Annotated in this window: 14 protein-coding genes; 9 read left to right on the forward strand and 5 right to left on the reverse strand. The window is 72.5% G+C overall.

Annotated features, from left to right (window positions below):
* Positions 1-113 precede the first annotated feature (113 nt).
* A complete protein-coding gene (locus ACRDP3_RS05080) occupies positions 114-839 on the forward strand; it encodes a hypothetical protein (RefSeq protein ID WP_431515598.1) in 726 nt (241 codons plus the stop codon).
* 49 nt (positions 840-888) lie between these two features.
* On the opposite strand, the gene ybaK is transcribed toward ACRDP3_RS05080, so the two are convergent.
* The 3 genes from ybaK to ACRDP3_RS05095 form a co-directional block, all read right to left on the reverse strand.
* Positions 889-1410, reverse strand: coding sequence for a Cys-tRNA(Pro) deacylase (gene ybaK / locus ACRDP3_RS05085; RefSeq protein ID WP_431515599.1), 522 nt, complete (start codon positions 1408-1410; stop codon positions 889-891).
* A gap of 83 nt (positions 1411-1493) precedes the next feature.
* Entirely contained in the window at positions 1494-2339 is an 846-nt protein-coding gene (locus ACRDP3_RS05090) for an LON peptidase substrate-binding domain-containing protein (RefSeq protein WP_431515600.1), read from the reverse strand.
* A 99-nt stretch (positions 2340-2438) separates the two neighbouring features.
* On the reverse strand, positions 2439-4061 hold the full coding sequence (locus tag ACRDP3_RS05095) for an oxidoreductase (protein WP_431515601.1): 1623 nt from the start codon (positions 4059-4061) through the stop codon (positions 2439-2441).
* A gap of 184 nt (positions 4062-4245) precedes the next feature.
* Between ACRDP3_RS05095 and hisD the strand changes: the two genes are divergently transcribed.
* From hisD to hisF, 8 genes are all read left to right on the forward strand, one after another.
* On the forward strand, positions 4246-5583 hold the full coding sequence (hisD, locus tag ACRDP3_RS05100) for a histidinol dehydrogenase (RefSeq protein ID WP_431515602.1): 1338 nt from the start codon (positions 4246-4248) through the stop codon (positions 5581-5583).
* Positions 5580-6686, forward strand: coding sequence for a histidinol-phosphate transaminase (locus tag ACRDP3_RS05105; protein WP_431515603.1), 1107 nt, complete (start codon positions 5580-5582; stop codon positions 6684-6686). Before hisD ends, ACRDP3_RS05105 begins: the two co-directional genes overlap by 4 nt.
* Positions 6687-6688: 2 nt before the next feature.
* Complete coding sequence (hisB, locus tag ACRDP3_RS05110) at positions 6689-7279, forward strand: imidazoleglycerol-phosphate dehydratase HisB (RefSeq protein WP_431515610.1); 591 nt, start codon at positions 6689-6691, stop codon at positions 7277-7279.
* Positions 7276-7440 carry a hypothetical protein gene (locus ACRDP3_RS05115; protein WP_431515604.1) on the forward strand — a complete coding sequence of 55 codons (165 nt, stop codon included), beginning with the start codon at positions 7276-7278 and terminating at the stop codon, positions 7438-7440. Before hisB ends, ACRDP3_RS05115 begins: the two co-directional genes overlap by 4 nt.
* Positions 7437-8075, forward strand: a complete 639-nt coding sequence (gene hisH / locus ACRDP3_RS05120; RefSeq protein ID WP_431515605.1) for an imidazole glycerol phosphate synthase subunit HisH — start codon at positions 7437-7439, stop codon at positions 8073-8075. The genes ACRDP3_RS05115 and hisH overlap by 4 nt, the downstream gene beginning before the upstream one ends.
* A 49-nt stretch (positions 8076-8124) precedes the next feature.
* Entirely contained in the window at positions 8125-8850 is a 726-nt protein-coding gene (gene priA / locus ACRDP3_RS05125) for a bifunctional 1-(5-phosphoribosyl)-5-((5-phosphoribosylamino)methylideneamino)imidazole-4-carboxamide isomerase/phosphoribosylanthranilate isomerase PriA (protein ID WP_431515611.1), read from the forward strand.
* Positions 8847-9254, forward strand: a complete 408-nt coding sequence (locus ACRDP3_RS05130) for a RidA family protein (protein WP_431515606.1) — start codon at positions 8847-8849, stop codon at positions 9252-9254. The genes priA and ACRDP3_RS05130 overlap by 4 nt, the downstream gene beginning before the upstream one ends.
* Positions 9255-9328: 74 nt before the next feature.
* Entirely contained in the window at positions 9329-10117 is a 789-nt protein-coding gene (hisF, locus tag ACRDP3_RS05135) for an imidazole glycerol phosphate synthase subunit HisF (RefSeq protein WP_431515607.1), read from the forward strand.
* A gap of 58 nt (positions 10118-10175) precedes the next feature.
* Here hisF and ACRDP3_RS05140 read toward each other — a convergent pair whose 3' ends face one another.
* Both ACRDP3_RS05140 and ACRDP3_RS05145 read right to left on the reverse strand, forming a co-directional pair.
* Entirely contained in the window at positions 10176-11117 is a 942-nt protein-coding gene (locus ACRDP3_RS05140) for a sigma-70 family RNA polymerase sigma factor (RefSeq protein WP_431515608.1), read from the reverse strand.
* Positions 11118-11127: 10 nt separating this feature from the next.
* On the reverse strand, positions 11128-12234 hold a 1107-nt coding region (locus tag ACRDP3_RS05145), incomplete at its 5' end, for an NAD(P)/FAD-dependent oxidoreductase (RefSeq protein ID WP_431515609.1).

Consider the following 12234-nt stretch of genomic DNA (forward strand, 5'->3'; position numbering starts at 1 on the left):
GAGGAGGGCGCCGCCGACGGGCGGGGCTCGACGCCCGCCGGCCGCTCGCGGACCGCCCGTGTGCCCGGCCGCCCGCCGACCGAACCGGTGGCGGCGCCTGGCACGATGGCCCGGTGACCGTACCGACGCCTTCTTCACCCGATCCCGACCACTCGCGGCGTTCCCGGCCGGCCTCCCACCGTCGTGGAGCCGCAGGCGAGGGGAGCGGTCCGTACGGCGCGAGCCAACCCGGCCGGCACGCGGCGAATCCGTACCCGGCCCATCCGTCCGACCGGGACACCGAGGACCCGATGGGGGTGCGGGTGCGGCGTGAGGCCCGCGACGCGGCGCTGTGCGCGCTGGCCGTGGCCGTGCTGGGGCTGGGGCTGGGGCCGATGTGGGTGTGGCTGGCGCCGCGCGTGCACATGTTCGCCGTCGACAACGGCGTGTACCTCAAGAACCCGGAGGGCGAGGAGGCGGTGGGTGTCGACGGCACCTTCCTGCTGCTGGCGCTCGGCTTCGGTGCGGTGACGGGCGCGCTGGTGTTCCTGTACAGCCGGCGAGGCGGTGTCGGCCTCGCCGTCGGGCTCGCGGCGGGGGCGCTGCTGGGGTCCGTGGTGGCCTGGCGGTTCGGCGTCTGGCTCGGCCCCGAGACCGACCTGGTCGCGGCCGCGAAGGCGGCGGGTGAGGGCAAGACCTTCGAGGGCCCGCTCCGGCTCCAGGCGAAGGGCGCGCTGCTGGCCTGGTCGCTGGCGGCGGCTGTGGTGCATCTGGCGCTGGTGGGAGTGTTCGGAAGGCCCGAGCCCGTCACCCTGTACTTCCCTCCGTACGGGGACAAGGGAGCCCCGCGGGGCTGGTGAGCCGCGGCAGCCGGGCGGGTGTGCCGGGCCGGTCAGGTCTCCTCAGCCCTCAGGCACCGCTCGCCGTACCGCTTGTACGCGCGATCGGCGCCGTCGTCGCTGCGGTGAGCCCGGCCAGGTCCGCGGGCGCAAGTTCGATCTCCAGGCCACGGCGGCCCGCCGAGACGCAGATGGTGGCGTGTGAGGCGGCCGACGCGTCGAGCACGGTGGGGAGCGGCTTGCGTTGCCCCAGCGGCGAGATGCCGCCGCGCACATAGCCCGTCGTACGTTCGGCCGCCGCCGGATCGGCCATCGCGGCCCTTTTGCCGCCGGTCGCCGAGGCGAGGGCCTTGAGGTCCAGCGAGGCGGACACCGGCACGACCGCCACCGTCAGCGTCCCGTCGACATCCGCCACGAGGGTCTTGAAGACCCGTTCCGGTGCGACGCCCAGCGCCTGTGCGGCCTCCTCGCCGTAGGAGGGGGCGGCCGGGTCGGGCAGGTAGGAGTGGGTGGTGAACTCCACCCCCGCACGGGCGGCAGCCACCGTCGCCGGGGTCGCCGACGGCTGCTGCCGCTGCTTCTTCTTCGCCATCTGCCCTCACCTTCCCCGCAGTCCGAGATCGTCACCCGCCGACCGGCCGACCCGCCAGCGCGCCGACCGCCCTCGCCCGCCGCTCAGTTGGGGCTGGTCGGCTCGCGGGTGAGGTCGGCCGCCGGAAGGGAGGGGAGCTTGCCGATCAGCGCGGTCTCTCTGCGCATGATCTTCAGTTCGTCGGCGAGCCGCGTCGCCGTGTCGGGAGCCTGCAGCAGCCGCTGCTTGGTGGGGGTGTCCAGGATCGTCGCCGCGGCCACCAGGTACGACACCACCGAGGGGTCGTCCGGCAGCTCCTGCCCGGCGGCCAGGGTGCGTTCGCGCGCGCTGGCCAGCCGCTTCTGGTACGCCCGGAAGGCGCGCAGCACGCCGGACGCCAGCGCGCCCGCACCGTCGCCCTCCTCCTCCGGCAACTCCTCGATCTCGCCCATCAGATACGGGCCGCTCGCGTCCACCGACAGCAGCCGGAACCGGGCGGTGCCGGTGGCCAGGACCTCATACCCCGGCCCCCCGGCGGCCTCCGCGGCCGCTCCCGCTTCCGGGGACTCCGCCGTCTCGGCGGTCTCCTCCCGGCCGGCGGTCTCATCCAGGACGTCCTCGGGTGCCGCCCCCGCCCCCGCGCGTTCGCGGATCGTCGAGGCGTCCGCGACACAGCCGACGGTGTAGAAGGACGTCATGGGGTCGGGACCGAAGCCCGCGGTCGGGTCGGCACCCGGCGGCGGCGCGGAGTCCGGCAGGCCCGTCGAGGTCTGCGCGGTCTCGCGGCCGTCGCGGATGGCCACGACGCCGAAGCGGCGCGGCGTGTCCTCGGGGATCGCCAGCAGGTCGCGCATCAGGGCGCGGTACCGCTGCTCGAAGATGTTCAACGGCAGCACCAGGCCGGGGAACAGCACCGAGTTGAGCGGGAAGAGCGGGAGCGCGGTTGTCACAACGGGTAAGCCTAAAGCCTTCCAGGCGTGGTCGTGGGTCCGGATACCTCTCGCGAGATCAACGGATGCCCCGCGGTGACGAACCGGCCCGATCACCGGTCACTGCCGCCGCAGCAGCCGCGTCGCCCCCGTCGCGACCGTCGTGGCGAGAACCCAGCCGAGCAGGACCATGACCGCGGCCACCCACTGATAGACCCCGCCGGGGTCCCAGGCGCCGTCCTGCCCGAAGGTGATCACGGGAAGCAGCAGGTCGAGCGCGTACAGGGCGGCGTTCCAGTGCGGTGCCTCGCCGCCCTTGAGGGGATCCGGCCGGCGGGCCGAGAAGAGAAGAGTGCTCGCGGCCCACAGCAGCAACATCCACAGCGCGGCCTGGGAGGGGCGGTATCCGTAGGCGACCGTCCAGTCCTGCAGGAAACCCCACACCTTGCCCACCAGCGGCAGGGTTTCGCGGCGGCGACGCTGCTTGGCGAGCAGCACCGCGCGGGCGTTGGTGTCCTCGCCGCTGTTGCGGTACATCAGGGCCAACTGCTCGTAGGGCAGCGGTGAATACTCCGGCGTCGCCGCCGCCAGCCACTGCAGCCGCTCGCGGACGTTGAAGTGGCCCTCTTTCGGAATCGCCTGCTGGTAGGTGAAGCCCGCCATCCACAGCCGCTGGTCGCGGGGCCAGCTGCCCACGCGGTCCAGCAGTTTCTCCACCGACGCCCCGGACAGCACCACCAGGCCGCGTTCGGGAGCGCGCGGGGTGAAGTTGAGCTCCGGCGTCTGGATGCGGCGCAGCGACAGCTCCTGGTCCCGCTGCAGTTCGAAGCGGGCGTTCTCGATGACCAGCGAGGAACCGAACCTGCCGTCGTCCAGCACCATGCCGCCGGTGCACTCGAAGTGCCGGGTGCGCCAGCGGCTGCCGCTGTCGGGGGTGAAGGAGACGCGGGTACCGGCCGGCGGCGTCGCGCCCTGGATCTGCGGTGCGCGGAAGCGGTCTGAACGGTTCGCGTCGGCGAAGCTCGCGACGTGCTCGACGGTCATCTGCGGCGCGTACAGCGCGTGGCGGCCGTTGGTGTTGCGCAGCGTCGCCCCGAACATGTGCAGTGAGCTGCCGATCGTCGCCCCGCGCAGACTGACCTCGCCGTCGGTCACCAGCAGGCTCGCCTGCAGTTCCTGGGAGACGCTGATGCCGTCGGCGGCCACCGCCCGGATACGGCGCCCGCTGCCCACCGTCGCCTCGTTCAGCATCAGGTCGGTGCCGATCGAGGCGTCCGTGAGCTTGATGCCTTCGGGTATGACGCAGCGCGGCAGGTGCAGGTCGCCGTCGGTGGTCAGCCGGGCGGCCTCCAGGCGGGGGATGCGGCAGTCGGCCAGCCGCGCGGTGTGGATCCGCGCCTCCGCCATCCGCACCTCCTCCTCGAAGCGGCACTGGCGCAGCTCGAAGTACGGCTCGATGACGCCGCCGGACAGGTCGAGCACGCCCGTGATCCGGGCGCCGCTGAGGTGCAGCGAGGCGACCCGGCCCAGCAGCGGGGGCGGGCCGTGCAGGAGCAGCAGCGCGATGAGGCGGGCGCGGATGGTGCGTTCCGGACCCCAGACGTGGTCGCCGTCCGGATCGTCCAGTTCCGGTTCACCGCTGCGCAGGTCGTACTCGCTGCCGTTGACGAACGCCTGCCACATGCCCCACTCGGCCCTCGTCACCCAGGAAGGCGGCTCCCTGGAGTCCAGTGGCTCGCTCACCGGTGGCTTCCCCCTCTGTTCTGTCGCACGTCGGTCCGCTGTTCGGTCCCGTCCCCCTGGTCGTACCGCTACTTTCCCCCTCCGTAACCGGATGAACGCCAGAGGCGACAATCGTCTTGTGGGATGCGTATCACTCACTGATACGGAAGCCGGGTGCGGGGACGCCGTCTGAGAGACTGGAGCCGTGATCTCCCGAATCGACCTGCGCGGTTCCGCCCTCTCCGCAGACGGCGGAATCGACCGTGACCTGCTGCCCCGCGCCGAGCTCGACGTCGAAGCCGCCCTGGAGACGGTGCGGCCGATCTGTGCGGACGTCCAGCATCGCGGCACGGCGGCGCTCATCGAGTACGCGCGGCGGTTCGACGGCGTGACCCTGGAGCGGGTACGGGTTCCGGCCGAGGCACTGGCCGACGCACTGCGGGAGCTGGACCCGGCCGTACGGGAGGCGCTGGAGGAGTCCGTACGCCGCGCCCGCATCGTCCACCGCGACCAGCGGCGCACCGATTCGGCCGTGACGGTCGTCCCCGGCGGCACCGTCACCGAGCGCTGGGTGCCGGTCGAGCGGGTCGGGCTGTACGTGCCGGGCGGCCGGGCCGTCTATCCGTCGTCCGTCGTGATGAACGTGGTGCCCGCGCAGGAGGCGGGCGTCGGCTCGCTGGCCGTGACCTCGCCGCCGCAGGCCGCCTTCGGCGGGCTGCCCCACCCCACCATCCTCGCCGCGTGCGCGCTGCTCGGCGTGGACGAGGTGTACGCGGCCGGCGGCGCCCAGGCCGTGGCGATGTTCGCCTACGGCACCGAGGAGTGCCGCCCCGTCCTGCTGGTGACCGGCCCCGGCAACATCTACGTCGCGGCGGCCAAGCGGCTGCTCAAGGGCCGCATCGGCATCGACTCCGAGGCGGGCCCCACCGAGATCGCGGTTCTCGCCGACGACACCGCCGACCCCGCGCACGTCGCCGCCGACCTCATCAGCCAAGCCGAACACGACACCGTCGCCGCCGCCGTGCTGGTCACCCCGTCCCTCGAGCTGGCCGAGGCGGTCGAGGGCGAACTGAAGGTTCGGGTGGCCGCGGCGCGGCACCGCGAGCGGATCACCGAGGCGCTGGCCGGGCGGCAGTCGGGCATCGTGCTCGTCGACTCCCTGGCGGACGGCCTGGCGGTGGTGAACGCGTACGCCCCCGAACACCTGGAGATCCAGACGGCGGACGCCGCGGACTGGGCGGCCCGGGTGCGCAACGCGGGCGCGGTCTTCGTCGGCCCCTACTCGCCCGTCTCCCTCGGCGACTACTGCGCGGGCTCCAACCACGTGCTGCCCACGGGCGGTTGTGCCTGCCACTCCTCCGGCCTGTCCGTGCAGTCCTTCCTGCGCGGCATCCACGTCGTGGACTACACCCGCGACGCTCTCGCCGAGGTCACCCACCACGTCGTCACCCTCGCGGAGGCCGAGGACCTGCCCGCGCACGGGTCGGCGCTCACGGTGCGGTTCGACGGGGAATTCGACGGGGAAGGTGTCCAGAGCCAGTGACCGGTATCGACGACCTCCCCATCCGGGCCGAGCTGCGCGGCAAGTCCCCCTACGGCGCCCCGCAGCTGGACGTGCCCGTACGGCTGAACACGAACGAGAACCCCTACCCGCTGCCCGAGGAGCTGGTCCGCCGGATCGCGGAGCGGGTCGCCGAGGCCGCCCGTACGCTCAACCGCTACCCCGACCGGGACGCGGTCGCCCTGCGCGCCGCCCTGGCCCGCTATCTGACCGGGACCACCGGCTACGAGACCGATCCGGGCCAGGTGTGGGCCGCCAACGGCTCCAACGAGGTCATCCAACAGCTGCTGCAGACCTTCGGCGGGCCCGGCCGCACCGCCATCGGCTTCGAGCCCTCGTACTCGATGCACGGTCTGATCGCGCGCGGCACCGGCACGGGCTGGCTCTCGGGGCCGCGCCGCGAGGACTTCACCATCGACACGGGGGCGGCGGTCCGCACCATCGCCGAGCGGCGGCCCGAGGTGGTCTTCGTCTGCTCCCCGAACAACCCCACGGGCACCGCCGTGGACCGCGAGACCGTGATCGAGCTGTACGAGGCGGCGCAGGCGGCCGGGCCGTCGATGGTGATCGTGGACGAGGCGTACGGCGAGTTCTCGCACCGCCCCTCGCTGCTCCCCCTGCTGGATGGCCGCCCCAACCTCGTGGTCACCCGCACCATGTCCAAGGCGTTCGGCGCCGCCGGGCTGCGGCTGGGCTATCTCGCCGCCGACCCGGCCGTGGTGGACGCGGTGCAGCTGGTGCGGCTGCCCTACCACCTCTCCGCGGTCACCCAGGCGACCGCGCTCGCCGCCCTCGAACACACCGGCACGCTGCTGGGATACGTCGAGCGGCTCAAGGACGAGCGGGACCGGCTGGTGCGGGAACTGCGCGCCATCGGCTGCGAAGTCACCGACTCCGACGCCAACTTCGTGCAGTTCGGTTTCTTCGACGACGCCCACGCGATGTGGCAGGCGCTGCTGGAGCACGGCGTCCTCGTACGGGACAACGGTGTGCCGGGATGGCTGCGGGTGTCCACGGGGACGCCCGAAGAGAACGACGCGTTCCTCGACGCGGTACGCGCAGTGACGAAGGAGACAACCCGATGAGCCTGGCTCGCGTGGGCCGCGTGGAGCGCACCACCAAGGAGACCTCGGTCCTGGTCGAGATCAATCTCGACGGCTCGGGGAAGGTCGATGTGTCGACAGGGGTCGGCTTCTACGACCACATGCTCGACCAGCTCGGCCGCCACGGCCTCTTCGACCTCGCGGTCAAGACCGAGGGCGACCTGCACATCGACAGCCACCACACCATCGAGGACACCTCCCTCGCCCTCGGTGCCGCCTTCAAGCAGGCGCTCGGCGACAAGCGCGGCATCGTCCGTTTCGCCGACGCGTCCGTGCCGCTGGACGAGTCGCTGGCCCAGGTGACGGTCGACCTCTCGGGCCGCCCGTACCTCGTGCACCGCGAACCCGAGGGCATGGCGCCGATGATCGGCGAGTACGACACCACGATGACGCGGCACATCCTGGAGTCCTTCGTCGCCCAGGCCCAGGTCGCGCTGCACGTGCACGTGCCCTACGGGCGCAACGCGCACCACATCGTGGAGTGCCAGTTCAAGGCGCTGGCCCGCGCACTGCGCTACGCCAGCGAGATCGACCCGCGCCAGCAGGGCATCCCCTCGACGAAGGGCGCACTGTGACGGGTCTGTCCGCGCTGCTCATCTTCGTCGGGCTCTTCCTACTCGGCGGCGCGATCTCCTTCTGGCGGCAGAAGCTGCCCAAGAGCGTGGTCGCCGTCCTGGGCACCGCCTCCCTGCTGGCGCTGGCCGCCGGAATCCTGCGGTCGGGGGTGTGGTCGTGAGGGTTGTCGTCCTCGACTACGGCTTCGGCAACGTACGTTCGGCCGAGCGCGCCCTCGCGCGGGCGGGCGCGGACGTCGAGATCAGCCGCGACTACGACGCGGCGATGGCGGCGGACGGGCTGCTGGTGCCCGGCGTCGGCGCGTTCGCGGCCTGCATGGAGGGGCTGCGCGCGGCGCGCGGCGACTGGATCATCGAGCGGCGGCTCGCGGGCGGCCGTCCCGTGCTGGGCATCTGCGTCGGCATGCAGATCCTCTTCGGGCGGGGCATCGAGCACGGTGTCGAGGCCGAGGGCATGGGCGAATGGCCGGGCACGGTCGGGCCGTTGAAAGCGGACGCCGACCACGCCGTACCGCACATGGGCTGGAACACGGTCACCGCCGCCGACGACTCGCGGCTCTTCGCCGGGCTGCCGGCCGACGCCCGCTACTACTTCGTCCACTCCTACGCCGTGCACGACTGGGAGTTGACGGTCACCAACCCCGCGATGCCCGCGCCCAGGGTCAGCTGGGCCGAGCACGGTGCGCCGTTCGTCGCCGCCGTGGAGAACGGCCCGCTGTGGGCGACCCAGTTCCACCCCGAGAAGTCCGGCGACGCCGGCGCCCGGTTGCTGTCCAACTGGGTCGAGACCCTCTAATGCCGAAGCCCCTTTGATCCAGGAGAAGGCGAACGTGCCGACCGCCCCCTTGCCCACGCTGGAACTCCTCCCCGCCGTCGACGTCCGCGACGGACAGGCCGTACGCCTCGTGCACGGCGAGTCCGGCTCCGAGACGGCCTACGGCGACCCGCTGCAGGCAGCCCTCGCCTGGCAGCGGGCCGGCGCCGAATGGCTGCACCTCGTCGACCTCGACGCCGCCTTCGGTACGGGTGACAACCGCGCCCGCATCGCGGAGGTGACCGGCGCGATGGACATCAAGGTCGAGCTGTCCGGCGGCATCCGCGACGACGAGACCCTCGCCGCGGCCCTGGCCACCGGCTGCCACCGGGTCAACCTGGGAACAGCGGCCCTGGAGACCCCGGAGTGGGTCGCCAAGGTCATCGCCGAGCACGGCGAGCGGATCGCGGTCGGTCTGGACGTACGCGGCACGACCCTGCGCGGCCGCGGCTGGACGCGGGACGGCGGCGACCTGTACGAGACCCTGGCGCGGCTGGACGCCGAGGGCTGCGCCCGTTACGTGGTCACCGACATCAACAAGGACGGCACGCTCAAGGGGCCCAACCTGGGGCTGCTGCGCGACGTCTGCGCCGTCACCGACCGCCCGGTCGTCGCCTCCGGCGGTGTCTCCTCCCTTGACGATCTGCGGGCGATCGCGACCCTGGTACCGGAGGGCGTCGAAGGCGCCATCGTGGGTAAGGCCCTGTACGCCAAGGCGTTCACCTTGGAAGAGGCTTTGGAGGCAGTGTCGTCATGACCCCGTCGGAACGCCGTGATGTACAGCGTGTGCAGTCCGAGAGCCCCTGGGAGGAGACGATCGGGTTCGCCCGCGCCGTCGCGGCCGGGGACCGGGTGCTCGTCGCGGGGACGCTGCCGCTGGCCGACGGCCAACTGCTGGGCGACGGCTCTCCGTACGAGCAGACGAAGGCCGCCTTCGACCAGGCGCTGGACGCACTGAAGGAGTTCGACCTCGACATCTCGTCGGTGATCCGCACCCGCATGTACCTCACGCACGCACGCGACGTGGACAGCGTGGGCCGCGCCCACCGGGAGATCTTCGGCGACGTCCGGCCCGCGGCGACGCTGGTCGTCGTCTCCGGCTTCGTGGACTCGCGGGTGCTGGTGGAAGTGGAGCTGGAAGCCTTCCGCGGCAGCGCCTAGCCCGGACGGTCCGGCCGAATCCCCGTACCCGCACCCGCATCGCAAGCACAGCACCCGCAAGGAGTCAGCACCCCATGTCCGTGGCCGTACGAGTCATCCCCTGCCTGGACGTGGACGCCGGCCGGGTCGTCAAGGGCGTCAACTTCCAGAACCTGCGCGACGCCGGTGACCCCGTGGAGATGGCCAAGGTCTACGACGCGGAGGGCGCCGACGAGCTGACCTTCCTCGACATCACCGCCTCCTCATCCGACCGGGAGACCACCTACGACGTGGTGCGGCGTACAGCCGAGCAGGTCTTCATCCCGCTCACCGTGGGCGGCGGCGTCCGCAGCGGCGAGGACGTCGACCGGCTGCTGCGGGCGGGCGCGGACAAGGTCGGCGTGAACACCGCGGCGATCGCCCGCCCCGAACTGATCCGCGAGATCGCGGAGCGGTTCGGCAGCCAGGTGCTGGTGCTGTCGGTGGACGCGCGACGGTGCGGGGAGGAAACGGCGGGCACGGCGGGCGCATCAACGCCGTCCGGCTTCGAGGTCACCACCCACGGCGGGCGGCGGGGCACCGGCCTCGACGCGGTCGAATGGGCGTACCGGGCCGCCGAGTTGGGCGCGGGGGAGATCCTCCTCAACTCGATGGACGCGGACGGCACGAAGGACGGCTACGACACGGAGATGGTCGAGGCCGTGCGCAAGCACGTCACGATCCCGGTCATCGCGTCGGGCGGCGCGGGGCGCCTTGAGCACTTCGCCCCGGCGGTCGAGGCGGGCGCGGACGCGGTGCTGGCCGCCTCGGTCTTCCACTTCGGCGACCTGCGGATCGGCCAGGTCAAGGAGACCCTGCGGGCGGCGGGGCACCCTGTCCGTTGACGCCGGCGGCCACGTGCTCCGCCGGGGCGGGCAGGCCACTGGATTCCGGTGGATCTGATTACCATGCGTTGATGACCGGCGCGTCGGGTTCGTGCTGCCGCCATGCCTCGTTGAGGCGCGCGAGCCGGTCCGCGGCGGCGATGCCGCGCAGGGACGCGACCTTGCCGTCGCTGACTTCGAACGCCACGGCACCCACGACCCGGTCGTCGACCACGGCGAGGACGGCCGGGGAGCCGTTGACCAGCGCGATATGCATCGCGGGTGAGCCGCCGGCCAGCCGCCGCTTCGCCGGCGTGGGCTTGAAGCCGGCCCGCACGTAGGAGGCGACCCGCTCACGCGTCTCGTACCGCAACAGCCGCCTGCCCAGCCCGGCGGCGCCGTCCGAGACCGCCGTCACGTCGTCGGTGAGCAGCGCCACCAGCCGTTCGGTGCGCCCCGACGTGGCGGCGGCGAGGAACTCCTCGACGACCCGGCGCGCGGACGCGGGGTCGGCCACGCCGCCTCGGCGACGCTCGGCGGCGACCCGGATCCGTGCCCGGTGGACATGCTGCTGGCTCGCGGACTCGGTGATGTCGAGGATCCCGGCGATCTCGGCGTGGCTGTACGAGAAGGCCTCACGCAGGACGTAGACGGCCCGCTCCACCGGCGAGAGGCGCTCCAAGAGGGTCAGTACGGCCAAGGACACGGATTCGCGCTGCTCGAAGGTGTCGGCCGGGCCGAGCATCGGGTCGCCCTCGAGGAGCGGCTCGGGCAACCAGGCACCGGCCGCTCGCTCGTGGCGCGTCTGCGCCGAGCGGAGCCGGTCGAGGCAGAGATTGGTGACGACCTTGGTCAGCCACGCTTCCGGCACCTCGACCCGTTCGCGGTCTGCGGCCTGCCAGCGCAGGAACGTGTCCTGCACGGCGTCCTCGGCGTCGGCGGCCGAGCCGAGCAGACGGTACGCGAGCGAGGCCAGCCGGCCCCGGCTGGTCTCGAACAGGTCGATGGCTGCGCTGTCCATGCGAAGCAGCCTATGCGGCGACCCTTGCACCGGCCCGGTCAGGCGCGGTGGCCAGGCGGCGCGTGCGCTTCGGCATGCCGAAGGTCGGGTGGGCGATGCCCCACCCGGCCGCCTTGAGCACGCCCGACTTGAGCCGCGCGGCGGTCCGGCCGCCCAGGTACCAGGACTTCGACCGGACGTCCCCGTCCACCATCTGGAAGATCGCGTCCCGCCGCCCGAGGCTGATGTGGTTGCCGTGGTACTTCAGCCCTGTGGTCGGGACCTCGCTGCCCGTCAGGCGCGCGATGATCGCGGCGGTCGCCCGCATGTTGGTGAAGCCGGCCGAGGCGCAGGACATCGGCAGCGGCCGGCCGTTCTCGCCGATCGCGTAGGCGCAGTCACCGGCGGCGTAGACGTCCGGGTGCGAGACCGAGCGCATGGTGCGGTCGACGACGATCTGGCCGGTCTCGGCGACTTTCAGGCCGCCGGCGGCCGCGATGGGGTGCACGGCGAACCCGGCCGACCACACGGTCACGTCGGCCGGCATGGACGTACCGTCGGCGGCGATCGCCCGTGTCGGCTCGACGGCTTCGATGCCGGTGTGCTCGTGGACGGTGATGCCGAGCCGGTCGAAGGCCTGGCGCAGGTGACGGCGGGCCTTCAAGGAGAGCCAGGCGCCCAGCTCGCCGCGGGCGGCGAGCGCGACCGAGAGGTCGGGCCGGGACTCGGCGAACTCGGTGGCGGTCTCGATGCCGGTCAGCCCCTCACCGACGACCAGCACGGTGCCGCCCTCGCCCAGGCCGGTCAGGCGCTCGCGCAGACGCAGCGCCGAGGACCGGCCGGTCACATCGAAGGCGTACTCGGCCACGCCGGGGACCCCATGGTGGGCTACGGAGCTGCCGAGCGCGTAGAGAAGCGTGTCGTACGCGAGCTCGCCGTCGCCGTCCTCGCCGGTCACGGCGACGGTCCTGCGCTCGGGGTCGACGCCGGTGACGCGCGCCAGGCGCAACTGCACCCCGGTGCCCGCGAATACGTCGGCGAGCTTGCGGAACGCGAGGTCCTGGCCGATCGCGAGCTGGTGGAGCCGCATCCGCTCAACGAAGTCGGGCACGGCGTTGACGACGGTGATCTCGGTGTC

The organism is Streptomyces sp. (assembly GCF_050698815.1).
Taxonomy (GTDB): Bacteria; Actinomycetota; Actinomycetes; order Streptomycetales; family Streptomycetaceae; genus Streptomyces.